21 protein-coding genes and 1 other RNA gene are annotated in these 25,707 nt (G+C 47.0%); 5 read left to right on the forward strand and 17 right to left on the reverse strand.

All coding sequences use genetic code 11. The features are described from left to right. Positions 1 to 24 precede the first annotated feature (24 nt). On the reverse strand, positions 25 to 426 hold the full coding sequence (gene rpsI, locus ICN16_RS05250; RefSeq protein WP_015422033.1) for a 30S ribosomal protein S9: 402 nt from the start codon (positions 424 to 426) through the stop codon (positions 25 to 27). 9 nt (positions 427 to 435) lie between these two features. Next, positions 436 to 864 carry a 50S ribosomal protein L13 gene (rplM, locus tag ICN16_RS05255; RefSeq protein ID WP_015422034.1) on the reverse strand — a complete coding sequence of 143 codons (429 nt, stop codon included), beginning with the start codon at positions 862 to 864 and terminating at the stop codon, positions 436 to 438. A gap of 419 nt (positions 865 to 1,283) precedes the next feature. Between rplM and ICN16_RS05260 the strand changes: the two genes are divergently transcribed. Next, positions 1,284 to 1,709: an OsmC family protein gene (locus ICN16_RS05260; protein ID WP_216135223.1), complete on the forward strand. Its 426-nt coding sequence runs from the start codon at positions 1,284 to 1,286 to the stop codon at positions 1,707 to 1,709. Between the two features lie 11 nt (positions 1,710 to 1,720). Here the strand turns inward: ICN16_RS05260 and rnpB are convergent. From rnpB to ICN16_RS05325, 13 genes are all read right to left on the reverse strand, one after another. Continuing rightward, an RNA gene (rnpB, locus tag ICN16_RS05265) (RNase P RNA component class A) lies at positions 1,721 to 2,027 on the reverse strand. A gap of 66 nt (positions 2,028 to 2,093) precedes the next feature. Continuing rightward, positions 2,094 to 3,152: a dihydroorotase gene (gene pyrC / locus ICN16_RS05270; protein WP_216135226.1), complete on the reverse strand. Its 1,059-nt coding sequence runs from the start codon at positions 3,150 to 3,152 to the stop codon at positions 2,094 to 2,096. Between the two features lie 2 nt (positions 3,153 to 3,154). Continuing rightward, the gene (locus tag ICN16_RS05275) at positions 3,155 to 4,477 is read right to left on the reverse strand and encodes a glycerate kinase (RefSeq protein WP_216135229.1); all 1,323 of its coding nucleotides are present in this window, start codon (positions 4,475 to 4,477) and stop codon (positions 3,155 to 3,157) included. A gap of 9 nt (positions 4,478 to 4,486) precedes the next feature. Continuing rightward, on the reverse strand, positions 4,487 to 6,310 hold the full coding sequence (locus ICN16_RS05280) for an ABC transporter ATP-binding protein/permease (protein WP_216135240.1): 1,824 nt from the start codon (positions 6,308 to 6,310) through the stop codon (positions 4,487 to 4,489). Positions 6,311 to 6,334: 24 nt separating this feature from the next. Further along, a complete protein-coding gene (gene nudB, locus ICN16_RS05285; RefSeq protein ID WP_216135241.1) occupies positions 6,335 to 6,778 on the reverse strand; it encodes a dihydroneopterin triphosphate diphosphatase in 444 nt (147 codons plus the stop codon). Positions 6,779 to 6,799: 21 nt separating this feature from the next. Beyond that, positions 6,800 to 8,599, reverse strand: a complete 1,800-nt coding sequence (gene aspS / locus ICN16_RS05290; protein WP_015422041.1) for an aspartate--tRNA ligase — start codon at positions 8,597 to 8,599, stop codon at positions 6,800 to 6,802. A 16-nt stretch (positions 8,600 to 8,615) separates the two neighbouring features. Next, positions 8,616 to 9,269 carry a DUF502 domain-containing protein gene (locus ICN16_RS05295; protein WP_216135242.1) on the reverse strand — a complete coding sequence of 218 codons (654 nt, stop codon included), beginning with the start codon at positions 9,267 to 9,269 and terminating at the stop codon, positions 8,616 to 8,618. A gap of 64 nt (positions 9,270 to 9,333) precedes the next feature. Beyond that, positions 9,334 to 10,920 carry a ubiquinone biosynthesis regulatory protein kinase UbiB gene (gene ubiB / locus ICN16_RS05300; protein WP_216135243.1) on the reverse strand — a complete coding sequence of 529 codons (1,587 nt, stop codon included), beginning with the start codon at positions 10,918 to 10,920 and terminating at the stop codon, positions 9,334 to 9,336. Between the two features lie 6 nt (positions 10,921 to 10,926). Beyond that, positions 10,927 to 11,544: an SCP2 domain-containing protein gene (locus tag ICN16_RS05305; RefSeq protein WP_216135244.1), complete on the reverse strand. Its 618-nt coding sequence runs from the start codon at positions 11,542 to 11,544 to the stop codon at positions 10,927 to 10,929. Between the two features lie 52 nt (positions 11,545 to 11,596). Next, positions 11,597 to 12,508, reverse strand: a complete 912-nt coding sequence (locus ICN16_RS05310; RefSeq protein WP_216135245.1) for a Tim44 domain-containing protein — start codon at positions 12,506 to 12,508, stop codon at positions 11,597 to 11,599. A 56-nt stretch (positions 12,509 to 12,564) separates the two neighbouring features. Continuing rightward, the gene (gene ubiE, locus ICN16_RS05315) at positions 12,565 to 13,308 is read right to left on the reverse strand and encodes a bifunctional demethylmenaquinone methyltransferase/2-methoxy-6-polyprenyl-1,4-benzoquinol methylase UbiE (protein ID WP_216135248.1); all 744 of its coding nucleotides are present in this window, start codon (positions 13,306 to 13,308) and stop codon (positions 12,565 to 12,567) included. Between the two features lie 26 nt (positions 13,309 to 13,334). Beyond that, positions 13,335 to 13,724 (reverse strand): gamma-butyrobetaine hydroxylase-like domain-containing protein, encoded by a 390-nt coding sequence (locus ICN16_RS05320; protein ID WP_216135251.1) that lies wholly within the window; start codon positions 13,722 to 13,724, stop codon positions 13,335 to 13,337. Next, a complete protein-coding gene (locus ICN16_RS05325) occupies positions 13,724 to 17,563 on the reverse strand; it encodes an FAD/FMN-binding oxidoreductase (protein WP_216135253.1) in 3,840 nt (1,279 codons plus the stop codon). Before ICN16_RS05325 ends, ICN16_RS05320 begins: the two co-directional genes overlap by 1 nt. 135 nt (positions 17,564 to 17,698) lie before the next feature. Here ICN16_RS05325 and ilvA point away from each other — a divergent pair, with 135 nt between their 5' ends. Genes ilvA through queF form a run of 3 tightly spaced genes read left to right on the forward strand, consistent with a single transcriptional unit; the run spans position 17,699 to position 20,968 of the window. Further along, positions 17,699 to 19,219: a threonine ammonia-lyase, biosynthetic gene (gene ilvA, locus ICN16_RS05330; protein WP_216135254.1), complete on the forward strand. Its 1,521-nt coding sequence runs from the start codon at positions 17,699 to 17,701 to the stop codon at positions 19,217 to 19,219. Between the two features lie 13 nt (positions 19,220 to 19,232). Then, positions 19,233 to 20,141 (forward strand): 5'-nucleotidase, encoded by a 909-nt coding sequence (locus ICN16_RS05335; protein ID WP_216135256.1) that lies wholly within the window; start codon positions 19,233 to 19,235, stop codon positions 20,139 to 20,141. Further along, entirely contained in the window at positions 20,141 to 20,968 is an 828-nt protein-coding gene (gene queF / locus ICN16_RS05340) for an NADPH-dependent 7-cyano-7-deazaguanine reductase QueF (protein ID WP_216135257.1), read from the forward strand. The genes ICN16_RS05335 and queF overlap by 1 nt, the downstream gene beginning before the upstream one ends. 72 nt (positions 20,969 to 21,040) lie before the next feature. Here the strand turns inward: queF and ssb are convergent, their stop codons facing one another. Together ssb and ICN16_RS05350 are read right to left on the reverse strand one after the other, a co-directional pair. After that, positions 21,041 to 21,496, reverse strand: coding sequence for a single-stranded DNA-binding protein (gene ssb / locus ICN16_RS05345; RefSeq protein WP_215333974.1), 456 nt, complete (start codon positions 21,494 to 21,496; stop codon positions 21,041 to 21,043). 80 nt (positions 21,497 to 21,576) lie between these two features. Continuing rightward, complete coding sequence (locus ICN16_RS05350; protein WP_216135258.1) at positions 21,577 to 22,761, reverse strand: MFS transporter; 1,185 nt, start codon at positions 22,759 to 22,761, stop codon at positions 21,577 to 21,579. Between the two features lie 37 nt (positions 22,762 to 22,798). Here ICN16_RS05350 and uvrA point away from each other — a divergent pair, with 37 nt between their 5' ends. Beyond that, the gene (gene uvrA / locus ICN16_RS05355; RefSeq protein WP_216135259.1) at positions 22,799 to 25,687 is read left to right on the forward strand and encodes an excinuclease ABC subunit UvrA; all 2,889 of its coding nucleotides are present in this window, start codon (positions 22,799 to 22,801) and stop codon (positions 25,685 to 25,687) included. Positions 25,688 to 25,707: the final 20 nt, after the last annotated feature.

The following is a 25,707-nucleotide window of genomic DNA, read 5'->3' on the forward strand; positions in this document are numbered from 1 at the left end:
ATAAAACTTAAGCGACTGAAAGAATTAGCGCTTGCTGAACTGCTTACGACGACGCGCGCCGTGCAGACCAACTTTTTTACGCTCAACTTCACGGGCATCGCGAGTTACCAAACCTGCTTTAGACAGGGTTGGCTTCAATGCGTTGTCGTAGTCGATCAATGCACGAGTAACACCGTGACGAACTGCACCAGCTTGGCCAGTTTCACCGCCGCCACTAACGTTTACTTTGATATCAAAGGTTGTTAGGTGGGCTGTGAGAGCCAAAGGCTGACGAGCGATCATGCGTGATGTTTCGCGAGCAAAGTAAGCATCGATAGGTTTACCGTTAACAGTAATCTCACCTTTGCCAGATTTAATGAATACACGTGCTACAGAGCTCTTGCGACGACCTGTACCGTAATTCCAATTTCCGTAATTAATAGCCATTTGGTTTCCTTAAATCTCTAACGCTTTTGGCTGTTGAGCCGCATGCGGATGACTGGCGTCGCCATAGACTTTTAATTTCTTAATCATGGCATAACCTAGTGGGCCTTTTGGCAACATACCCTTCACAGCCTTCTCCAAAGCGCGACCTGGGAAACGATCTTGCATCTTGTCGAAGTTAGTCGAGCTAATACCACCTGGGTATCCGCTGTGACGGTAATAAATTTTGTTCAAGCCTTTTGTGCCTGTAACACGCAGCTTAGAAGAGTTGATGACAACAATGAAGTCGCCGGTATCAACGTGTGGGGTGTATTCAGGCTTGTGCTTGCCGCGTAGACGGAGTGCCACTTCACTGGCGACACGACCGAGGACTTTGTCCGTAGCGTCAATCACGAACCATTCATGCACTACCTCATGGGATTTTGCAGAAAAAGTTTTCATGATTTCTCAAATTGTTATAGTCAAAAAAAATTACTCCAATCAAACTACGTCCACCTTGGCCCTGCTTATGTTTGCAAGCTCGCAGATTCTGTAATTCACTTGGTACAACAATTACCGCTGACTGGTTCGGTAATTCAGTAAAGCCTTGAATTGTAACCTAAAAAAAACCCAGGAACGAGTCCTGGGTTGGAATCCACCTATGTTTAAGTGGAGGAGACACTGGGAGGTAAGTCGCAGTCTTGTATAAGACTGACTACCAATATGGTTATTCTACACAAGATATATGGTGCGACGCAAGAAAATTGACCAAAATCAAGTTTTTGATGCTTTTTTGCAAAATTTGGCTAGTAACTAAAGTACGTCATTATTGGTAAACTATTGATAATATTGATTAATTTTCGAATTTAGGGGTCTCTAGCATGGAATGTCGAGTAACTTGGTTGGGTAATGGCGGCATGGCCTTTTCAGCAGAAACCGGTAGCGGCCACCAAGTCACAATGGATGGTCCACCTGAAGCTGGCGGTAAAAATAGCGCCCCAAGGCCTATGGAGCTACTTTTGGCAGGGACTGGCGGCTGCTCTGCCTTTGATGTGGTTTTGATCCTACAGAAGGCACGCCAGGAGATCAGCGCCTGTGATGTTCGGCTCACAGCCGAGCGGGCGGAGACTGAGCCCAAGGTCTTTACGAAAATTAATCTGCATTTCACGGTCAAAGGCAAAAACCTCGATTTAGCCAAAGTTGAGCGTGCAGTGAAGCTATCGCACGAAAAGTACTGCTCCGCTACGACGATGCTCGCTAAAACAGCCGAGATTACCTATTCAATTGATGTTGTGAATGACGAATAAGTATTTGAAAAGTGCAGAGTCAATCGATAAGCCGGATTCTGTCGCCTAGATTTGCATCTAGGGGCAATCATTCCTCTAGGCCGGCAGTTACCTGACGGCTCAAGCTCCCTACCCGCAGACTCAGCGGGACGCCTCATCGCCTGCTTACTTGGGATTGCTCCAGGTGGAGGTTACCGCGTTTCACCGTAACTAAATACGCTCGTCTCTGTGGCCCTATTCCTCACGTCACCGTGGATGGCCGTTAGCCATCACCCTTCCCTATGGAGTCCGGACTTTCCTCCCCCTCAATAAAGAGGCGGCGATTGCCCAATTGACTCTGCGACTGCAGTCTAACGCAGTCGCAGAAAATTATCTTAAAAACGCAATATGGGAATATAGATTGGCTTAAGCCAAAGTCCAGGCGATAGTCTCACCAGCACGTAGCGGCACAATCGTGGCATCACCCAATGGAAGTTCTGCAGGAATGCTTTGCGCCTGCTTCACCAGAGTAATTTTATTGGTATTACGCGGTAATGAATAAAAGTCAGGGCCATAAAAACTAGCAAAGCCCTCAAGCTTATCTAGCTTGCCAACACCCTCAAATGCCTCAGCATATAAACCCAAGGCATTGAAAGCGCTGTAACAACCGGCGCAACCACAAGCAGCCTCTTTGGCACCCTTGGCATGTGGCGCACTATCAGTGCCCAAGAAAAATCTAGGGCTGCCACTCGTTGCCGCCTCTACCAATGCAACACGGTGTTCTTCACGCTTCAATACTGGCAAGCAATAATTATGTGGACGAATACCACCAGTAAAAATTGCATTGCGATTCATCAATAGATGTTGTGGAGTGATTGTGGCAGCTAGGCTATTTTTTCCAGCAGTTTGTGCATCACGTACATAGTGCGCAGCCTGCTTGGTGGTGATGTGTTCAAACACAATCTTGAGCTCCGGAAAATCTTTGCGCAAAGGCTCGAGCACTTGATCAATGAAAACTGCCTCACGATCAAAGATATCAATCTCAGCACTTGTTACTTCACCGTGCACTAACAAAGGCATACCGACAGCCTGCATTGCTTCAAGCGCGGCATAGCAACGCTTGATATCGCTCACACCCGCATCGCTATTGGTTGTGGCTCCAGCAGGGTAAAGCTTAAATCCAACAATACCAGCAGCCTTTGCCTTGCGAACCTCATCAGCTGAAGTGTTATCGGTGAGATATAAAGTCATCAGTGGAGTAAAGCTAGTCACACCCAAAGATTGAAGGTTGACCTCAATACGTCCACGGTACGCATTTGCCAAATCAACCGTAGTCACTGGTGGCTTCAAGTTCGGCATGATGATGGCACGAGCAAACTGGCGCGCAGTATCTGCCAATACATCTTTCATGACGTCACCATCACGAATATGCAAATGCCAATCATCAGGCTGAATCAGTTGAATTTGGGTTGAGGTATTAGTCATAATTATTTATCTAGCAAGATGATGCGGAAATCATTCACATTCGTCAGTGTAGGGCCAGTTTCCACCAAAGCATCTAATTGCGCAAAAAAACCATAGCAATCATGCAGATCTAGATACTGCGAAGGGATCAAGTCTTGCGTAATGGCGGCTTGGCGAATCTCAGGGGTAAACCACGCACCGGCATTCTTCTCGCTGCCATCGATACCATCGGTGTCCGCAGCTAGAGCAGAAATATTAGGGATATCTGCAGAAGCTGCAAAAAGTGAAAGCAGGTATTCGCTACAGCGGCCACCACGACCTTTGACTCCATTTGGAATAGTTACAGTACATTCGCCACCCGAGATGAGTGCGATGGACTTGCTACCCTTAGCGAGCAAATACTGGCGTGCCAAGGCAGCTTGCTCTATGCCCACATCCTGCGCCTCACCAGTAATAGTGTCACCCAAAATGACGGGCTCGTATCCTTGTGCGTAGACATAAGCAGCGGCCGCCTCAAGACTCTTATAAGCAGTGGCAATCACATGGTTACTTACTGCAGTATTTTTTAGATCGGCTTCTTTTAAAGTTTCCGGAACTTCACCAGTAACACCGCGCTGCAAGTGAGATAAAACAGATAGTGGAATAGAGTCAGAGCCCAAGTGATGTTGATCCAGAATATTGAGAGCATCTTGATAGCTTGAGCAATCTGGTGCACAAGGACCGCTAGCGATATCCGAAGGTGCATCTCCCGTGACATCAGAAATCAGCAAAGCCTCGACTCGAGCACCTCGTGCAATCGCCAGTCTAGCCAAATTTCCACCCTGAATCGCTGACAAGTGTTTGCGAACAACATTCATCTCTTCGATGGGCGCGCCAGAACGTAATAGTGCTTCAGTAGTCTTGCGCATATCTTCGATACTGATGCCAGCCTGAGGCAAAGTCAGTAAGCTAGACCCGCCGCCAGAGATCAAGGCAATCAGAATATCGCCTTGATTCAATTCACTCACTAAGCGGTAGATTTCTTGAGCGCCATCCATACCCGCCTGATCGGGCACCGGGTGACCCGCTTCAATAATTTGGATATGGCTAGTTGGCGAGTGGTGCCCGTATCTAGTCAACACGACACCCTCAAGAGTTGCATTAGGCCAATGATTCTTCGCATGAGACTCGAGGGCCGTTGCCATAGATGCACTTGCCTTGCCCGCACCAACCACTAGACACCTTCCTGTGGGCTCTGAGCCTGAAGGAAAGATCTTGGCAAGATATTCTGGAACGATTTTCTTGGGGTCAGCAACTGCTAAAGCAGCTGCAAAGGCATTTTTGAGAATAGTTTCTTGCTGGCTCATGCAGATATTCTAATCAAGAGCTATCCGCTCCTGCATTTGCCACATCTCGGCATATCGACCATTGGCAGCTAAAAGCTCAGCATGCGTTCCACGCTCCACAATCTGACCATGATCCATAACCAATATTTGATCAGCATGAACAATCGTAGAAAGCCTATGAGCGATGATTAAAGTCGTGCGATTCTTAGCCAAGCCAAGCAACTCCTCCTGAAACGCTCGCTCTGTTTTGGAATCCAGGGCTGAAGTCGCCTCATCAAAAATGAGCATCGCTGGCTTCTTTAAAAGGGTGCGCGCAATCGCAACACGCTGTTTCTCACCACCCGACAACTTCAGGCCACGCTCACCCACTTGAGTGTTATAGCCATCTGGAAGATGCTGAATAAAACGATCGATCTGCGCAGCTCTTGCAGCCTCATGCACTTCTTCAATTGAAGCATTGGGATTGCCATAAGCAATGTTGTAACCAATCGTGTCATTAAATAAAACGGTATCTTGCGGAACGATACCAATCGCCTTACGCAAGCTCGATTGAGTGACATCCACAATATTTTGATCATCAATCAAAATATTTCCAGATTGAACATCATAAAAACGAAACAGTAAACGAGCTAGCGTACTCTTACCCGCTCCACTTTGGCCTACAACGGCGGTAATGGTTCCCGCTGGAATATTAAAACTTACATTTTTGAGAATTTCACGCTTGGCATCGTAATGAAAGGAGACATTCTCAAAACGAACATCAGGTCCACAACCTTGATTGCCAATAACTAGAGACTTCGCATTGGGCGCATCTGCAATCTCTTTCTCTGTATTGAGAAGTGAGAACATACGATCCATATCAGTCAAAGCCTGCTTGATCTCTCGGTAGATCACCCCTAAGAAATTCAATGGAATGTATAGCTGAATCATTAAGGTATTAACCAAGACCAAATCACCCAAGGTCATAGAGCCATCGATCACGCCTAAGGTCGCACGCCAAAGTATGAGAACCAAGCCGACCGCAATGATGGTCTGCTGTCCAAAATTCAACACTGCTAAAGATTTTTGAGATTTGACAGCTGCAGCTTGATAGCGCACTAAATTCTGATCATATCGACTCGCTTCAAAAGCCTCGTTACCAAAATACTTTACGGTCTCAAAATTTAGGAGGGAATCAATCGCCTTTTGATTGGCTTTGGAGTCCATGTCGTTCATCGTGCGACGGAAATGCGTTCGCCATTCAGTCACGACAACTGTAAAGCCGATATAGAGGACTAATGCAACCAGCGTAATAGCAGCAAACCAAATATCGTAGGCATACGCAAAGTAGCCCAGCACTAAGCAGAACTCAATTAAGGTCGGCAGAATGCTGTAAAGCGAATAGGAGATTAGCGACTGAATGCCACGCGTGCCACGCTCAATATCCCGACTGACTCCACCGGTCTGACGAGCCAAATGGAAGCTGAGCGCCAAGGAATGTAAGTGCTCAAAGACTTGAAGGGCTACCTTCCGTACTGCATTTTGAGTGACGCGCGCAAAGAGAGATTCGCGTAACTCAGTAAATAAGGAGGCGGAGATTCTCAATAGGCCGTAAGCCAAAATTAATCCAACTGGCACAACGAGTAAGGCTTGAGGAGAATCTGCTTTGATATTGAGAGCATCAATCAATTGCTTCATCAGAATTGGGATGCCAAGGTTGGTAACCTTAGCCGCCACTAAACAAGTCAGCGCAATTGCAACTCTAAATTTGTATTCCAATAAATAGGGAAGTAAATCACGAATGACTTTCCAGTCGTTTCCCGATGATGGCTTTGAATTTCCTGCTGAATGGTGATGCCCTGATGAATGTCTCATCACTCTATCTTAGTCAGTTCTGGCCTAGCGCGCAGAGAACAGCTTCAATATTGCATCGCCATTGCTCCGGGAAAAACATTTGCTAGCGGCATCTGCAAAAGGTAGCCATTGATAGGCTACATGCTCTCTAGGCGCCAGATGCACTTGAGTATCTTCTGGCACTAACAATGAAAACCAATGCTCAGTATTTCTAGTAACCCCAGAAGCGTAGCGGTGACGCCACTGTGGATAGATCTCGTACTCGATCTGATGATGCATATCTTGTAAGGAACCTAGCGGAAGAGCATCAACATGAATTCCCGTCTCTTCAAGTACTTCGCGCGCAGCAGCAAACCGGAGATCCTCATCGAGGGAATCGACACTACCAGTCACAGATTGCCAGAAATTGGCCTTGTCAGCTCGCTCTATGAGCAAGACCTCCCCATTCGATTTGTAAATAACTACTAAAACCGAAATGGGGATTTTCAAGATACTTTAAGACTTTCTTGCTTAAGCAGCCGGAGCAGCTTGGCGCAAACGAATATGCAATTCTTTTAGCTGACGCTCATCCACTGGGCTAGGAGCCTGTGTCAATAAGCACTGTGCACGTTGCGTTTTAGGGAAGGCGATCACATCACGAATAGACTCAGCACCGGTCATCATCGTGACGATGCGATCCAAACCAAATGCAATACCACCATGCGGAGGCGCACCATATTGCAAGGCATCCAACAAGAATCCAAACTTGGCCTGCGCTTCTTCGGCACCGATCTTCAATGCACGGAATACCTGACTCTGAACCACTTCTTGGTGAATACGGACTGATCCGCCGCCAATCTCACTGCCATTCAAAACCATGTCATAGGCTTTAGCCAAGCACTTACCAGGATTTGATTCGAGGTATTGCATGTGCTCATCTTTAGGGCTGGTGAATGGATGGTGACATGCAACCCAGCGGGCATTGTCTTCATCGTATTCAAACATTGGGAAATCAACTACCCACAATGGCTTCCAACCTTCAGTAGACAGGCCATGCTCTTTACCCCAAGCGGAGTGACCAATCTTCAAACGCAAGCCACCGATAGCGTCATTGACTACTTTTTCTTTATCAGCACCGAAGAAAATAATGTCGCCATCTTTAGCGCCGGTACGCTTCAAGATGCCTTCAATCGCAGCATCATGCAAGTTCTTCACGATTGGTGACTGCAAACCATTGCGACCTTCAGCAACAGAGTTCACCTTGATCCATGCCAAACCTTTAGCGCCATAGATTGCTACAAATTGTGTGTAGTCATCAATTTCACTACGGCTAATTTCAGCACCGCCAGGTACGCACAAGCCAACTACGCGCCCACCCTCTTGATTTGCTGCACCAGAGAACACCTTGAAATCTACATCTTTCATCAAGTCAGTCAATTCTGTGAACTCAAAATTCACACGCAGATCTGGCTTATCTGAACCGAAGCGAGCCATACCTTCTGAGTAAGGCATTGTTGGGAATGGATTTGGCAACTCAACATTCATCGTGGTTTTGAAAATATGACGGATCATGTTTTCAAATAGCTCACGGATTTCTAATTCGTCTAAGAAGGCTGTTTCACAGTCGATCTGAGTAAATTCAGGCTGACGATCAGCGCGCAAATCTTCATCACGGAAACACTTCGTAATTTGGTAGTAGCGATCAAAACCAGCCACCATCAATAACTGCTTAAAGAGCTGAGGAGACTGCGGCAATGCAAAGAACTGCCCATCATGAACACGTGAAGGTACCAGATAGTCGCGCGCACCTTCAGGAGTGCTCTTCGTCAACATCGGTGTTTCAATATCAATGAAACCAGCGGCATCTAAGTAGCGACGGCATTCCATGGCAACGTTGTAACGCAAACGCAAATTCTTTTGCATTTGCGGGCGACGCAAATCAAGTACGCGATGGGTTAAGCGAGTGGTCTCAGATAAGTTTTCATCTTCCAATTGGAATGGAGGAGTAATGGACGCATTGAGAATGACTAAGCTATGGCAAAGTACTTCAATCTTTCCACTCACTAAATCATTGTTCTCAGTACCAGCTGGACGCGCACGTACCAAGCCTTTAATCTGAATACAAAACTCATTGCGAACTTGCTCAGCCAAAGCAAACATCTCTGGACGATCTGGATCGCAAACCACCTGAACAAAACCTTGGTGATCACGTAAGTCAATAAAAATCACACCACCGTGGTCACGGCGACGATTCACCCAACCTGAGAGAGTAATTTCTTGACCAATGAGTGATTCAGTTACCTGACCGCAGGTATGGCTTCGCATCGACATAACAATTTCCTATAAATCAAAGATGATGGTTTGACCCAATAGTGGTCAAACCAGTTGAACTAGTGGGGGGAACAGATCCCATTGAAACAATATGTTTGAGCGCCTCTTCGACACTCATCTGCAGCTCAATTGTGTGTGCACGTGGGACGATCATAAAGAATCCAGAAGTCGGATTTGGCGTGGTTGGTAGAAACACGTTGACATAGTCTTCGCCCAACTTCGCGGCAACTTCTTTTGCTGGCATGCCAGTCTGAAATGCAATTGCCCAAGAATCTGCATGGGGATAACGAATTAATAACGCTTTGCTAAAAGCCTGGCCGCTACCAGAAAATAAGGTGGAAGAAACTTGCTGAACACTGGAATAGATTGATCGCACAATCGGAATGCGATTCATCTGTTTATTCCACATCTTGATCCACCACTGACCTGCAAAGCTAATTGCAATCAGCCCAGTCATCATGATGACTGAAACGACAATCAAAATACCCACGCCTGGCAGCTCACGGAAATGCTGCAGATCAGCGGCAAACTGACTCGGGAATACCGCAATAATCGCGTGCATCACAGAACCAAAAACTCCGTCAAGCAGGCCCAAGCCCCATGCAATCACCCAAATAGTGATTGACATCGGTGCCCACACCAAAATGCCTGCGATAAAGTATTTTTTCATTTGCCTATGCTTACGCTTTGCCTAACCTGGCATTTTAGCGGTTTAAGCGACGGCCGGCGACAGACTAGTAAAGACCAAGGCCTATTATCAAAATCCCAGCCAAAAAGCCGCCTGCGAACAGCAAAGCACCCACCAAAAGGCGGTGAGTGCGTCTTTCCTGCAATAAAAGCCCTTTTAAGACCTCTAATTCAGCATTTGACTCCTTGCGAGGGGCGCGCGCCTGCGCCAAACTCTCCGCAATGAGGCGGGGCAAGGTCGGCAAAATTTGCGCCCAACTGGGCGCTTCGGCCTTAATGCCATCGACTAAAGCTCTCCAACCCAGCTGCTGGCTCACCCATTTTTCTAAAATTGGCTTGGCGGTTTTCCAGAGATCTAGGTCTGGATCAAGCTGACGTGCAAGGCCTTCAACGTTCAATAAGGTCTTCTGAAGCAAGGTAAGTTGTGGCTGAATCTCTACTTTGAAGCGGCGGGAAGTTTGGAACAAGCGCATCAAGACGATCCCCAAGGAGATTTCTTTTAGAGGGCGATCAAAGTAAGGCTCACAAACAGAACGAACTGCCCCCTCAAGCTCTTCAACGCGCGTATTTGCCGGAACCCAACCGGACTCAATATGCAATTCAGCAACACGACGGTAATCGCGATTAAAGAAAGCCAGGAAATTTAATGCCAGATAACTTTTATCGGATTGACTTAAAGCACCAACAATACCGAAATCCAAAGAAATAAATCGGCCGAATGTTTCTGGCTCGAGACTGATCATAATGTTGCCAGGATGCATGTCCGCATGAAAGAAACCATGCTCAAATACTTGCGTGAAAAATATTTCAACGCCATCAGCAGCAAGCTTTTTAAAGTCAACACCTGCGGCGCGCAACTCGGCTGTTTTTCCAATCGAGATGCCATCCATCTTTTCCATCACGATGACATTGGTGTGACATAAATCCCAATACATCTCTGGAATCATTAACTTTTTAGAATCAACAAAATAGCGACGTAACTGACTTGCATTAGCTGCCTCACGCATGAGATCTAATTCATCATGCAAATAGGTGTCAAACTCTGCAACGTTCTCGCGGGGCTTTAAGCGACGACCATCCTCTGAGAGTCGCTCAATAATTTTTGCTAAGTCATAGAGCAAAGCAAGATCACCATCAATGATTGGCAGAATGCCAGGGCGCAGAACTTTAACCGCCACCGCACGGCCTTCCCACTCCGGATGCTTCTCGGTACCGCGCAATAAACCAAAGTGCACTTGAGCCACAGAGGCACTAGCCACGGGGGTTGCATCAAAACTAATAAATACTTCTTCGATGGATTGACCCAGCGCCTGTTCAATCAGGCGACAAGATTCATCATTCGAAAATGGCGGTACTTGATCCTGCAACTTTGCCAGTTCATTAGCAATATCTTCTGGCAATAAATCACGTCGAGTAGATAGTACTTGCCCAAACTTGACGAAGATGGGCCCCAGCGCCTCTAAAGTCAGACGAATACGCTCACCTCTGGGCAGTGACTGTCCTGGAGAAATCCAGCAAAGAATGGTTAACAGGCCACGACGAATGCCAGGCTTCAAAATATCGCGCAGCAATGGCAACATGCCATAGCGCCACGCAGTGAAGAAAATAAAAGTAAGGCGGGCTAAACGACGCACAATGAATTAACCTTTTCGCTCTAAAAGTTGGATGCGCTTTTCTATACGATCTACCGAATCACGCAATGCGCTCAACTCATTTTTACGAATCATAAAATCTCGTTTATTTAAAAGCACTTTTCTTTCTTCGCTAACGTATTCCACTACATTTTCAAGTAGATCAGTTGCAGCAGACTTCCCAGCAGAAACGAATTTCTTACCTTGGCGCACAGCAAAGTTAGCTGGAGCATCCCCAATAAAACGCGCTAGGTCCTCCTCATACTCCCACCGAATTTGACTTGCTAAACGGCCCAATAATTGTGCTAAGTCTGCATCGCCAGTAATTTTGACTGACTTCATTGCCTGCTCTCGTAAATTGCCAGGTCCACCAGCTAAAGCACTAAGCGCCTCAGGAGAGACTTCCAATTCTAGAGAGGGCTCATCAATATTTGTTAAAGAGACTAAAGAGCCTTCGGGCGTCAATTCAAAACAGAGCTTAGCAATTGGTAGACTCAGCAAAATCACTTTACCAGCATGACGGGCTAACTCTGCCATAGCCCATGGCTCAGCCTTCAGGACATGATTGATTCCTCGGCAAGCAGCAGAGGCTGCAATATGGTGAGTAGCGGGAGATGCGGTGGTCATAAGTGTAAAAAACCCGCACAAGTGCGGGCTTTCAGTGGAAAGTACCTCAAGCTTAAACTAACTGAGAGATACCCGCCAGTACCCAGCCTCCAGGACCACTTACAGGCTTACTTAAGTTCCAAATTTCAGAGAAGTTATTTGCCTGAGCACCCGCTTGCTCACGAATCATGCCTGTGAACTGAACGCTACAGTAATAAGTATTGTCAGCTGTTTCGATTCCCAATAACTGGGCGTTCAGCGTAACAACATCAGTTTGATTAGCGCTATCAGCTCGACCTGATAGATCCTGCTCAATCGTCGCAAACATCTCTGGCGTTGTGTACTCACGCAAAGCTGCTAAGTCACCCTGGTCCCATGCCTTTTGCAAAGTTGAAAAATATTGCTTGGCGTTGTCCAAGAATGCATATTCATCAAAACCCGGCGGCAATGTTGATTGAAACGGTGCAGGCTCAGCTGCTACACCACCAAATGCATTTGCAGCCGGTGTAAATGCAGGCTCCTGTCTCGGGGCTTGATCCATATTGGCACGCTGCATCCCTTGTGAAGTGACCTGCGGACCTTTGTTGGCACCAGATAAAGCAGGCATCATTCTTCTCATCACAAACATGATGACAAAGCCAGCTAAAACGGCGATCAATAAACCAGTAATTAATGAAGATGCTGCCTCACCTAAACCAAAGTGAGACAAGAGGTAACCAATACCGAGACCTGCGGCAAGACCGCCCAGGATTCCACCCATGCCGCCAAAACGACTCGGCGCTGGAGCCTGAGGAGCTGAAGCTGGTGTCGCTGGTTGAGCTTGTTGAGCTGGCTTTTGTACAGGAGCAGCTTGTTTTTGCATTGGTGCACTTGGTGCCTTACCAATACTTCTACCGCCACCCAAACGTGCAGCATCAGCATGGCCAACAGTGGCAAATATTAAGCTAACGCTTAATAAGACTGCTTTGAAAAAATGCTTATTCATCTTTTTGTCTCCCTTAAAACTACTTTAATTCTGGACCGCTAAAAACTACAAATTCACTAGTATTTAATACCAATATGCAAGGCAACGATACCCCCAGTCATTCTGTGGGTATCCACCTCATCAAAACCGACCCCCAGCATCATTTCCTTGAGGGTTTGTGCATCCGGGTGCATCCGAATTGATTCAGCCAAATAACGATAGCTGTCAGAATCTTGGGCAATCTTTTCACCCAACCAAGGCAATACCTTGAACGAATAGGTGTCGTAAACCGGCTGCAAAAAAGCATCCGGCTTAGAGAACTCCAGCACCAACACTCGGCCGCCCGGTTTAATGACCCGCAACATCTCTTTTAAAGCAACATCCTTATGAGTCATATTGCGCAGACCAAAGGCCACCGTCACCACATCAAAGTGAGCAGTTGGGAAAGGAATTTTTTCTGCATCAAACTGAACACAAGGTAAAGCCAAACCTTTATCCAACAGACGATCGCGACCAACGCCCAACATAGAAGCATTGATGTCACTTAACCACACTTGAGCCTCTGGGTTATGACCCCAAGCTGCAGCACGTGCAAAGGCGGCTGCTAAGTCGCCCGTACCGCCAGCGATATCTAATACTTTTTGTCCAGGACGAACTTGCGCACGAGCAATCGTAACCTTCTTCCATAAGCGATGAAGGCCAAATGACATCAAGTCATTCATGACATCGTATTTACTCGCTACAGAATGAAAAACCTCTGCGACCTTACCTGCTTTTTCAGCTTCATCAACGCTTTGGTACCCAAAGTGAGTCTTACTCATATTCTTTGCTCTATCTAATTAAATGCTCAATGACTACCGCAAGACTTGCCACCAGCAACACTCATTGGAGTATCGCGGTCTAAACCAGCGGCAGCCAATTTGTCCAAGTGCTCTTTCCAAAGTGATTCATGGTTCTCGCATAAAAATTGCAGGTAGTCCCAAGAGTACAGTCCAGAATCATGCCCGTCCGAAAATGAAGGCTTCAGCGCGTAGTGGCCTACTGGTTCAATATTCGCGATGAGTACATCACGCTTGCCCGTTTGCAAAGTCTCCTGCCCGGGGCCATGACCTTGCACCTCAGCAGAAGGAGACACGACTCTTAAAAATTCAAACGGAAGACGGTATGTATTGCCACCCTCATAGGTGAGTTCCAACACCTTCGACTGCTGATGCACTACAACATTAGTTGGAATCATTAAACCAATACCCTCTCGATACCACCTTGGTTTGCCTTGGCAACGTAATCCTGCATCCAGTCGGGGCCCAATAATTTTTGCGCCATCTCAACCACGATGTAATCAGCAGTTGTATCACTATCAGCATCAAAACGGGTCAAGCCCTGTAGGCAAGATGGGCAGCTAGTTAGTACTTTGACATCACCAGTGAAATCATCTTTGCGCAATTCATTTGCAGCTTTCTCCATCTCAATCTGCTTACGGAAGCGCACTTGGGTTGAAATATCAGGGCGTGTCACCGCAAGAGTTCCGGACTCACCACAGCAACGATCATTCTTCTGAATGGCTTTGCCATCCTCTAATTGAATGAGTTCATTTACCGTCTTCATTGGGTCTTGTAATTTCATGGGTGAATGGCATGGATCGTGATACATGTACTTCACGCCAGTCACATTTGAAAGTTTGACACCCTTCTCAAGCAAATACTCATGAATATCAATAATGCGGCAACCTGGGAAGATTTGTTCAAACTGATAGCCCGCCAATTGGTCATAGCAAGTACCGCATGAGACTACGACAGTCTTGATATCCAAGTAGTTCAGGGTATTAGCAACGCGATGGAAAAGAACACGATTGTCCGTAATCATCTTCTCTGCTTTATCAAAGTCGCCATTACCGCGCTGTGGGTAACCGCAACAGAGGTAGCCCGGAGGCAACACAGTCTGCACGCCGACATTCCACAACATTGCCTGTGTAGCTAAACCAACCTGTGAGAACAAACGCTCAGAACCACAACCCGGAAAATAAAACACGGCCTCTGTATCTGCAGAAGTGGTTTTTGGATCACGAATAATAGGAACGTAGTTCGCATCCTCAATATCCAGGAGCGCGCGAGCCGTTTTCTTAGGTAAGTTGCCAGGCATCTTCTTATTTACAAAGAAAATTACCTGCTCTTTTATATTGGGCTTTGTGACCGTCGCAGGAGGATGCGCAGTTTGCTTGCGAGCCAATTTGCGGAAAACATCGTTACCCAAACGCTGGAGCTTGTAACCCCAACCAATCATGGTCTTACGAGCCAACTTAATTGTGTCTGGATCGGTAGCATTCAGGAAGAGCATGGATGCCGCTGTCCCAGGATTAAAGCGCTGCTGACCCATTTTGCGTAACAAGTTACGCATATTCATGGTCACATCGCCAAAGTCAATTTTGACTGGGCATGGCGTTAAACACTTATGGCAAACAGTGCAATGCGCTGCAACGTCATCAAACATTTCCCAATGGCGAATCGAGACGCCACGACGCGTTTGCTCTTCATATAAGAAAGCTTCGATCAATAAAGAAGTTGCCAAAATTTTATCGCGTGGGCTGTACAACAAATTAGCGCGCGGCACATGCGTAGAACACACTGGCTTGCACTTACCGCAGCGTAAACAATCTTTCACGCTATCAGCAATCGCGCCAATATCACTCTGCTGCATGATGATGGACTCATGACCCATCAAACCAAAACTCGGAGTGTAGGCAATACTGAGATCAGCGTGCGGCATTAACTTGCCTTTATTGAAGCGACCTTCAGGATCCACGCGCTTCTTATAGGCACGGAAATCCTTAAGCTCTTCCTCAGTCAAGTACTCCAGCTTTGTAATGCCAATGCCATGCTCACCAGAAATCACACCATCCAATGAGCGGGCTAATTTCATAATCCGATCGACAGCGCGATGTGCATCCTGCAACATCTCATAGTCATCCGAATTCACCGGAATATTGGTATGCACATTACCGTCACCAGCATGCATATGCAGCGCTACGAACACGCGCTTGCGCAAAATATTTTTATGAATAGCTTCTAGCTCATTAAGGATGGGCTCAAACGCCAAACCACCAAAAATGATTCTCAGTTCAGCGCGAACTTCCGTCTTCCATGAGGCGCGCAAACTGTAATTCTGCAAGCCTGGGAAATAGGTATCCATCTCCTTGAGCCACACAGACCAATTTGCCCGCACCTTGGCAATGAGCTCAAGGGCTTGCTGTACGCGATCACCCAAGATTTCAGCGCTAGGGATTTCATAATCTTCGGTTGCCTTGCCTAGTGGCAATGCACTCTTTTTCAAGAAAGCTTCGAGACCATCCAAAACTTGTAGTTTGTTTTTGAGGGAGAGTTCGATATTGATCCGCTCAATACCATTGGTGTACTCACCCATACGTGGCAAAGGAATAACTACGTCTTCATTGATCTTAAAAGCGTTGGTATGACGAGCAATCGCAGCAGTGCGCGCACGATCTAACCAAAACTTCTTGCGCGCTTCAGCACTAACCGCCACAAAGCCTTCGCCCACTCGGTTGTTAGCCATGCGCACGACTTCGCTAGTCGCTGCAGCTACGGCCTCTTCATCATCACCAGCGATATCACCAATCAATACCATCTTGGGCAAAGCATTGCGCTTGGACTTGGTGGAGTAACCCACCGCTCTTAAATAACGATCGTCCAAATGCTCTAAACCGGCGAGGATTGGACCGCCGTTTTTGCTTAAGCCATCGAGATAAGCTTTGATTTCTACAATGCTTGGAATTGCTTCTTGCGCCTGACCAAAAAACTCCAAGCAAACAGTACGCATGAATTTAGGCATGCGATGCAAAATCCAAGTGGCGCTCGTAATTAATCCGTCGCAACCTTCTTTTTGAACGCCAGGTAAGCCTGATAAAAACTTATCAGTCACATCCTTACCTAAACCTTCTTTACGGAAGCGCTTACCTTCAACTTCCAAAATTTCTGTTTTGAGAATACGTTCGCCTGGCTCACTTGAGCCATCAGACCAAGTCAGTTGAAAGCGTACTTTTTCTGCAACGTGAATTTTTCCCAGATTGTGTTCAAGGCGCTCGACATCCAGCCAGTTACCCTCTGGATCCACCATACGCCAGCTAGCTAAGTTATCAAGTGCAGTACCCCATAAGACCGCCTTTTTACCACCTGCGTTCATAGCAATATTGCCACCAATACAGCTCGCATCCGCTGAAGTCGGATCAACCGCAAACACAAGCCCAGCCCGCTCCGCAGCGTCTGAGACTCTACGGGTTACTACGCCAGCACCAGTAAAAATCGTAGACACTTCATGATCTACGCCTGGTAAACGCTTGAGCTTGACTGTATCGATTTGCTCAAGTTTCTCAGTGTTAATCACTGCCGACATAGCGTAAAGAGGAATAGCACCACCGGTGTAACCAGTGCCACCTCCACGAGGAATAATAGTTAAACCTAATTCAACGCAAGCTTTCACTAAGCCGGGAATTTCAGATTCGTAATCCGGCTTCAAAACTACCAACGGAAACTCAACACGCCAGTCCGTTGCATCAGTCACATGCGCTGCACGTGAAACACCATCAAAACAAATATTGTCAGAAGCAGTAATACGGCCCAGCTCTTTACGAGCGCGTTTACGAATTTCCGCAACTTCTTTAAAGCCTTGCTCAAAATTTTCAACCGCGCGATGCGCAGCTTTTAATAAAACCTGAACTTGCTCAGCAGATTCCCCACTAGATCTTTTCTTTACTTCACCAAGGCGATGCCATAGAGCGTCAATCAACAATTGACGGCGGTTGGCGTTATCCAATAGGTCATCTTGCAAAAAGGGATTGCGTTGAACCACCCAAATATCACCCAAGACTTCGAACAACATGCGAGCTGAACGGCCGGTGCGGCGAACCCCACGCAAATCATTCAGAACTCGCCATGACTCCTCGCCCAGCAAGCGAATAACGATTTCACGATCGGAAAAGGAGGTGTAGTTGTAGGGGATTTCGCGGAGGCGGGGTGAGCCCGCTTCGGCATCCAGCAACTGGTTCAAAGCTAATGGAGCGTTCATAGCGTCATATTTGATAAATATGCATTTTAATTGAGGGATCTTGATATTGGCAGGAAACCAAGAAAGATGTTGGTCTAAGGTGATAAACCCTTGCAAATCTAAGGGCTTAGAGCCCATTCATGGTACGCTCATCGCATGGCAACGAACTATTTAAAGAAAATTTTATCGGCCCGAGTCTACGATGTGGCCAGGGAAACAGAGCTCCAAGTAGCCCCCGAACTCACAAAGCGCTTAGGCAACCAAGTTTTGCTCAAAAGGGAGGATAACCAGCCGGTTTTCTCCTTCAAATTGCGTGGCGCCTATAACAAAATGGCCCATCTACCCGCGGAAGCCCTAAAACGGGGGGTTATAGCAGCCTCAGCCGGCAATCATGCCCAAGGCGTAGCCCTAGCAGCAGCCAAAATGAAGTGCAAAGCGGTCATCGTGATGCCCCTCACCACCCCTAGCGTCAAAATTGATGCCGTGAAGGCCCGTGGTGGATCCTGGGTCGAGGTGATCTTGCATGGTGAATCTTATAGTGATGCCTTCAAATACTCTGAACTCTTAGAGAAAAAACGGGGTTTAACCTTTGTCCACCCTTTCGATGACCCAGACGTCATTGCTGGACAGGGAACAATTGCCCAAGAAATTTTTCAGCAGTACCAAGAACCGATTGATGCCATTTTTGTTGCCATCGGTGGTGGTGGTCTTATTGCTGGCATTGGCGAATACGTTAAAGCAGTTAGCCCCAAGACCAAAGTGATCGGAGTTCAGTCGGTTGATTCAGATGCAATGAGAAGGTCGCTCGAAGCCAATAAACGCATCGAAATGAAAGATGTTGGTCTTTTTTCGGATGGCACGGCAGTCAAGCTCGTTGGCAAAGAAACTTTTCGTATTTGTAAACGTGTAGTAGATGACATCATCACTGTCGATACTGATGAGATCTGTGCTGCTATTAATGATGTCTTCACGGATACCCGCAGCATTCTGGAGCCAGCTGGGGCTTTAGCTATTGCCGGCATGAAGAAGTATGTTGAGAAACATCGCCTGAAAAAGAAAACATTAGTAGCGATCGCTTGTGGCGCGAATATGAATTTCAGTCGCCTACGCTTTGTTGCAGAACGCGCTGATGTTGGTGAATTCCGCGAAGCCGTTTTTGCAGTCACCATCCCTGAAGAGCGTGGCTCATTCAGACGCTTCTGCGAATTGCTTGGTAACCGTAATGTCACTGAATTTAACTACCGTATTGCCGACCAAAGCGAAGCGCATATTTTTGTTGGAATTGGCACTCAAAAAGCCGCTGATAGCACCGCTATTGCAAAGCATTTTCGCAAAGCAAAATTTGCAACGATCGATCTGACGCATGATGAGTTAGCAAAATCTCACCTGCGCCACATGGTGGGCGGTCGATCTACTCTTGCGCAAGATGAATTACTCTATCGCTTTGAATTTCCGGAGCGCCCAGGTGCACTCATGAAGTTCCTCACCAGCATGGCACCTAATTGGAATATCAGTCTTTTCCATTACCGAAATCACGGCGCAGACTATGGCCGAATCTTGGTAGGTCTTCAGGTTCCCAAAAATGAGCAGAAGAAATTTCAAACTTTCTTGGCTTCACTCGGCTACCCACACTGGAATGAAACCGATAACCCCGCTTATCGCTTATTCCTCAAATGAGATGTAACTCGTAATGTCATACACACTCACCGGGAAACTCGTCGTTGCGATTTCATCGCGCGCACTATTTGATTTCGAAGAAGAGAATCGCATTTTCGAATCAACGGATGACAGTGCTTACATGAAATTGCAATTAGAGCGTTTATCCAAAGCTGCTCAAACTGGAGTTGCTTTTCCATTGGTAAAGAAGTTGCTCGCTTTTAATGAAGAAGGTGAGCAGCGTGTTGAGGTAGTCATTCTTTCTCGCAATGATCCTGTTAGTGGCTTACGTGTGTTTCGCTCAGCTGAGCACCATGGCCTGCATTTAGAGCGTGGCGTATTTACTAGAGGACGCCCACCCTATCACTACCTTCGCTCGCTACATGCCAACTTGTTTCTCTCGGCAAATGAAGATGATGTACGAGCTACGATTGATGCAGGCTTTCCTGCGGCGCGCGTTTACCCAGAGTCGAGCAAAACTGCAGAGTCCCATCCTAATGAAATTCGTATTGCCTTTGACGGAGATGCCGTTCTGTTTTCTGATGAAGCAGAGCAAGTATTTCAAAGCGAAGGTTTAGTAGCGTTTGTAGATCATGAAAGTAAGAAGGCTGCGATCCCTCTGCCACCAGGTCCATTCAAGCCTTTGTTAGAAGCGCTACATCGCTTGCAACGATCTACCAGTGAGAAAGGGATGCGTATTCGCACTGCCTTGGTTACTGCTCGCTCTGCTCCAGCACATGAACGCGCAATTCGGACGCTCATGGCTTGGGGTATTGATGTGGATGAAGCCATGTTCCTCGGCGGACTCTCCAAAAGCGAATTCCTGCGCGAGTTTGAACCAGACTTTTTCTTTGATGATCAAACAGGGCACTGCCAATCTGCTGCATCTGTTGCTCCGACTGGTCATGTTGTATCTGGCGTATCCAACAAACCTAAAAACTAATGTCCATTCTTCCACTTGGCCAAGCAACGAAATATCCCGATCAATATGATCCGAGTTTGCTCTTTCCTATTCCGCGCTCCGAGAATCGCCTCAAGCTCGACATCAAACCTAATCAAGCTCTGCCTTTTGTAGGTGTTGATATTTGGAATGCCTTTGAGCTTGGCTGGCTCAACAAAAAAGGCAAGCCCCAGATAGCTCTTGCAGAATTTCAGATTCCGGCCGACTCGCCAAACATGATTGAATCCAAATCATTCAAGCTGTATCTGAACAGCCTCAATAGCGCACGCTTTGAAGATGAAGCGGAGGTCCGCGAGAGACTAATTACGGACTTATCGGCAGTCGCTGGCAGCAAAATCGCTACTCGAATTAATCCAACTGAAGCGATTGCTAAAAAAGGAATGCAGGAGATGAGTGGCGTTCTTATGGACCGCCTTGATATTGAGATCGATCCAAGCCTATCCGCTGACCCTACTTTGCTAGAGGTGAATGAATCTTTTGGACCAATCGAGCAATGCCTGGTTTCGCATTTACTCAAATCAAATTGCCCGGTGACGGGTCAACCAGATTGGGCGAGCGTACAAATTCGCTATCAGGGTCGTCCCATTTTGGAAGAAGGTTTATTGCGCTATCTAATTGGATTCAGACAAAAAGGTGAGTTTCATGAGCACTGCGTTGAAACCATCTTCACTGACATCAAGCGCCAGTGCAAACCCGAGAAGCTTTCCGTCTACGCTCGCTACACCCGACGCGGTGGTCTAGACATCAACCCATTTCGTACTGATCACAATGCGCCTTGGCCAGACAACACACGGCACGCAAGGCAGTAGCAAAATCTTCAGATAAATAAAAAGCCCTTCCAGAAGGGCTTTTTACATTAGGCAAACTAATTAATGCAATATTTAAAACGGAATATCGTCATCCATTGCGCCTAGAGATGCGGCATTTGAAGAGGCTGGCGCAGACTGCTCAGCCGGCTTTGAGCGACTATAGCTTTCACCACCATCACCACTGCCGCCTACTGGCTTGCCGCCAAGCATTTGCATTGTTTCTGCAACGATCTCAGTGGAATACTTTTCCTGACCGCTTGCATCAGTCCATTTACGAGTGCGCAAACGGCCCTCAACATAAACCTGTGAACCTTTTTTGAGATATTGGCCAGCGATCTCTGCAAGCTTTCCAAAGAACGCAACGCGGTGCCATTCTGTGGTCTCTTTCATTTCGCCCGACTGCTTATCTTTGTAACGATCTGATGTCGCTACTGAAATGTTTGTAACGGCGTCGCCGCTTGGCATGTAACGTGTTTCTGGATCGCGTCCTACGTTACCTACGATGATGACCTTATTTACCGAAGCCATGTTGTCTCCCGAAGAAAATTACTGCTGTTATTACTACTAAAAATAAACTACTCGCTTAAATTAAACCAATGAAGCTACGGTTATGTACTTGCCGCTACATCCTTTGATTCAGATGCTCTTGTTGGCATTGAACCCATCGACCAAGCAATTATAAGCCAGCATAAAAGCAGTGCTGCGCCCATCACAAAGACCGATAAATCACCATGGCTATCCATCAGGTAACCCCCAATTACAGCGCCTGTAAAGAGGCCAATTGACTGCGTGGTGTTGTAAACCCCTAATGCAGTTCCTTTAGACTCCTTAGCAAAGCGAGAGACTAATGAGGGTTGTAATGCTTCAAGTAAGTTAAAGCCAACAAAGTAAATTAACAAGGCAATAGCGATAGATGTAATCGAAGCGGTATTCGTAAACAATACTTCGGCAATCAAAAGCAAAACAATTGCCACTAATAGGACGGTTCTTAACTGCTGTTTCTTTTCGCCAAAAATCAGAATCGGCGCCATTAAGAAAAAAGATAGCAAAACAACCGGTAGATAAACCTGCCAATGGGATGCCAAGGGTAAGCCTGCCTGTACTAATAAACGAGGTACCACTAAGAACATTGCCACTTGTGTTGCATGCAATACAAACACGCCTGCATTAAGGCTCATTAATTCAGGCCGCAGAAAAACATCTTTCAGGCTTGCTTGTTGCAGCTTGAATTCAGGCTTGGTGCTTGGCAAAACGTAATAAGCAACAAACATCGCACCAACACCCAGCACAGCCAAGACCATAAAAATTCCACTTAAGCTAATCAAGCGGTAGATTGGCGCTGCAATGACGAGGGACAGGGCAAATGAAAGCGCAATACTTCCCCCTACTAATGCCATTGCCCGAGTGCGGACCTGCTCACGCGTTAAATCAGCAACCCAAGCCGAGATTGCCGCTGAGACAGCGCCGGCGCCCATTACCCCACGCCCAATAGCAATCCAGAGAAGATCGTCTTGAGCTGCGCAAATTAAGGCGCCCGCTACAAATAAAGAAAGTCCCCATAAAACGACTGGTTTTCGGCCAATTCGGTCAGAAAGGCGGCCCAATGGTATGTAGAAGCAGGCCTGAACAATGTTGAAGATCCCGAGGGTTAAGCCAACCCACAGGGCATGCTCGCCACCAGGCAAGCCGCGCGCATGAATACTGAAAACCGGCAAAAGCAGAAATAGGCCCAGCATACGGAGGCCAAAGATGCCTGCTAAGGCCAGAGTGGAGCGAAGTTCAGAAGGATTCATGGGAAAGGGCTATATTAACAAGTTACGCTAAAAAATCATGAATAACGAAATTAAGATCCGCGGTGCGCGCACGCACAACCTCAAAAACATCAATCTAGATATACCTAGAGAGAAATTGGTCGTTTTGACCGGCCTGTCCGGCTCTGGCAAAAGCTCGCTGGCTTTTGACACTTTGTACGCCGAAGGCCAACGTCGCTACGTAGAGTCCCTTTCTGCTTATGCCCGCCAATTCCTACAGTTGATGGAAAAACCCGATGTCGACACGATTGAGGGCCTCTCTCCTGCGATCTCGATTGAGCAAAAAGCCACTAGCCACAATCCGCGCTCAACCGTAGGTACGGTTACAGAAATTCATGATTACCTGCGTTTATTGTTTGCTCGTGCTGGAACCCCACATTGCCCAGACCACGATCTGCCTTTAGAGGCGCAAAGTGTTTCACAAATGGTCGATACCGTTTTGGCCATGCCTGAAGATACCAAGCTCATGATTTTGGCCCCAGTAGTGAGTGAGCGCAAAGGTGAGTTCGTCGATTTATTCCAGGATCTTCAAGCGCAGGGGTTTGTGCGTTTTCGTGTTCGCTCTGGCGGTGGCACAACCAACACCGCAAAAGCAGAGATCTTTGAAGTGGATCAATTGCCAGCTTTGAAGAAGAACGATAAGCACTCCATTGAAGTTGTTGTAGATCGCATTAAAGTGCGCCCTGATATTCAACAGCGTTTGGCAGAATCTTTTGAGACTGCCCTGCGCCTTGCTGACGGCAAAGCCATGATCGTCAATATGGATACTGGCAAGGAAATGATTTTCTCCAGCAAGTTTGCCTGTCCAATTTGCTCGTACTCGTTACAAGAGCTTGAGCCACGCCTCTTCTCTTTTAATAATCCGATGGGTGCATGCCCATCCTGTGATGGTCTAGGTCATCAATCCTTCTTCGATCCAAAACGTATTGTTGCGCACCCAGATTTATCGCTAGCATCCGGTGCTATCAAGGGCTGGGATCGTCGTAATCAGTTTTACTTCAAACTCTTGCAGACCCTTGCAAAGCATGGCGGCTTTGATGTTGAGAAGCCTTTTGAAACTCTCAACAAGAAACAGCAGGATTTGATCCTGCTTGGGTCAGGTGATGTCACCATACCATTTGAGTACATCAACGAGCGCGGCAAGAACAGTATTCGTGAGCATGCTTTTGAAGGCATTGTTGCCAACTTTGAGCGTCGCTATCGTGAGACTGATTCAGCGACAGTTCGAGAAGAGTTATCACGTTATCAAAATGTACAAACCTGTCCATCATGCAACGGTAGTCGTTTACGCAAAGAGGCACGCTTTGTCAAAGTGGGTGATGGCAAACAATCTCGCGCTATTTATGAAATCAGCGCACTGCCATTAAAAGAAGCTAAAGAATATTTTGAATCCTTAGAACTCAAAGGTGCCAAACGAGAAATCGCTGACAAGATTGTGAAAGAGATTGGTTCACGTCTACGCTTCCTCAATGATGTGGGCTTGGATTACTTATCACTAGAGCGCAGTGCGGACACCCTCTCCGGTGGCGAAGCGCAACGTATCCGCCTGGCATCACAGATTGGCTCTGGCTTAACTGGCGTCATGTATGTTTTAGATGAGCCCTCCATCGGCCTACATCAACGCGATAACGATAGACTCATTGGCACGCTCAAACATTTGCGCGATCTAGGTAATAGCGTTTTAGTGGTTGAACATGATGAAGACATGATTCGCGCTTCTGACTATGTCATTGATATTGGCCCTGGCGCTGGTGTGCATGGTGGCGAAGTCGTGGCCGAAGGCACTCCTGCAGAAGTGGAAGCCAACCCAAAATCTTTAACAGGCGCTTACTTATCTGGTCGTGAGTGGATCGCAGTCCCTGAAAAACGCATCCCAGTCAATGACAGGTTTTTAGAAATCGTTGGTGCACGTGGAAACAACTTGCAATCTGTTCACGCCAAGATTCCAGTAGGCCTATTAACCTGTGTCACTGGCGTATCTGGCTCTGGCAAATCAACGCTGATTAACGACACTCTGCACCATGCAGTTGCGCAGCATATCTACGGCTCGAATGCAGAACCAGCAGCACACGATGCCATCAAAGGTCTTGAGAACTTCGATAAGGTCATTAGCGTAGACCAATCTCCAATTGGTAGAACGCCGCGCTCTAACCCCGCTACTTACACCGGATTATTTACGCCAATCAGAGAACTCTTTTGCGGTGTTCCCGCGGCGCGTGAGCGTGGCTATGAAGCTGGGCGTTTTTCTTTCAACGTCAAAGGTGGCCGTTGTGACGCCTGCGAAGGTGATGGCGTTATTAAAGTAGAAATGCATTTCCTACCTGATGTCTATGTACCTTGCGACGTCTGTCACGGCAAACGTTACAACCGTGAGACTTTAGACATTCGCTACAAAGGCAAAAATATTCATGAAGTGCTATCGATGACTATCGAACAAGCCCATGAATTCTTTGAAGCAGTTCCCATTGTTAAACGCAAACTCAAAACATTGCTTGATGTTGGCTTGGGTTACGTGAAGCTAGGTCAAAGCGCCACGACCTTATCTGGTGGTGAGGCACAACGCGTCAAACTCTCCCTAGAGCTTTCTAAACGCGATACTGGTAGAACGCTCTACATACTAGATGAGCCGACTACCGGCTTACATTTCCATGACATTCAATTGCTACTGACCGTTCTTCAGACTTTGAAGAAGCAAGGCAATACGATCGTCATCATTGAACATAACTTAGATGTGATCAAGACCGCCGATTGGATTATTGACTTGGGCCCTAAAGGTGGAGCTGGGGGTGGGCAAATTATTGCTACTGGTACGCCAGAAGAAGTTGCTAAGAATGAGGCTAGTTTTACCGGCCACTACTTAGCGCCGCTTCTGGTGCGCAAACCAGCTCCCGCCAAAAAGAAAAAGTAATTCAAACTAAACCTGTTGAA

The organism is Polynucleobacter sp. es-MAR-4, assembly GCF_018882055.1.
Lineage (GTDB): Bacteria > Pseudomonadota > Gammaproteobacteria > Burkholderiales > Burkholderiaceae > Polynucleobacter.

Excerpts from the sequence above, each read along its gene's own strand:
- rpsI (WP_015422033.1), bottom strand. The coding sequence starts at position 426 with ATGGCTATTAATTACGGAAATTGGAATTACGGTACAGGTCGTCGCAAG.
- rplM (WP_015422034.1), bottom strand. The coding sequence starts at position 864 with ATGAAAACTTTTTCTGCAAAATCCCATGAGGTAGTGCATGAATGGTTC.
- ICN16_RS05260 (WP_216135223.1), top strand. The coding sequence starts at position 1,284 with ATGGAATGTCGAGTAACTTGGTTGGGTAATGGCGGCATGGCCTTTTCA.
- pyrC (WP_216135226.1), bottom strand. The coding sequence starts at position 3,152 with ATGACTAATACCTCAACCCAAATTCAACTGATTCAGCCTGATGATTGG.
- ICN16_RS05275 (WP_216135229.1), bottom strand. The coding sequence starts at position 4,477 with ATGAGCCAGCAAGAAACTATTCTCAAAAATGCCTTTGCAGCTGCTTTA.
- ICN16_RS05280 (WP_216135240.1), bottom strand. The coding sequence starts at position 6,310 with ATGAGACATTCATCAGGGCATCACCATTCAGCAGGAAATTCAAAGCCA.
- aspS (WP_015422041.1), bottom strand. The coding sequence starts at position 8,599 with ATGTCGATGCGAAGCCATACCTGCGGTCAGGTAACTGAATCACTCATT.
- ICN16_RS05295 (WP_216135242.1), bottom strand. The coding sequence starts at position 9,269 with ATGAAAAAATACTTTATCGCAGGCATTTTGGTGTGGGCACCGATGTCA.
- ICN16_RS05305 (WP_216135244.1), bottom strand. The coding sequence starts at position 11,544 with ATGACCACCGCATCTCCCGCTACTCACCATATTGCAGCCTCTGCTGCT.
- ICN16_RS05310 (WP_216135245.1), bottom strand. The coding sequence starts at position 12,508 with ATGAATAAGCATTTTTTCAAAGCAGTCTTATTAAGCGTTAGCTTAATA.
- ubiE (WP_216135248.1), bottom strand. The coding sequence starts at position 13,308 with ATGAGTAAGACTCACTTTGGGTACCAAAGCGTTGATGAAGCTGAAAAA.
- ICN16_RS05320 (WP_216135251.1), bottom strand. The coding sequence starts at position 13,724 with ATGATTCCAACTAATGTTGTAGTGCATCAGCAGTCGAAGGTGTTGGAA.
- ICN16_RS05325 (WP_216135253.1), bottom strand. The coding sequence starts at position 17,563 with ATGAACGCTCCATTAGCTTTGAACCAGTTGCTGGATGCCGAAGCGGGC.
- ilvA (WP_216135254.1), top strand. The coding sequence starts at position 17,699 with ATGGCAACGAACTATTTAAAGAAAATTTTATCGGCCCGAGTCTACGAT.
- ICN16_RS05335 (WP_216135256.1), top strand. The coding sequence starts at position 19,233 with ATGTCATACACACTCACCGGGAAACTCGTCGTTGCGATTTCATCGCGC.
- queF (WP_216135257.1), top strand. The coding sequence starts at position 20,141 with ATGTCCATTCTTCCACTTGGCCAAGCAACGAAATATCCCGATCAATAT.
- ssb (WP_215333974.1), bottom strand. The coding sequence starts at position 21,496 with ATGGCTTCGGTAAATAAGGTCATCATCGTAGGTAACGTAGGACGCGAT.
- ICN16_RS05350 (WP_216135258.1), bottom strand. The coding sequence starts at position 22,761 with ATGAATCCTTCTGAACTTCGCTCCACTCTGGCCTTAGCAGGCATCTTT.
- uvrA (WP_216135259.1), top strand. The coding sequence starts at position 22,799 with ATGAATAACGAAATTAAGATCCGCGGTGCGCGCACGCACAACCTCAAA.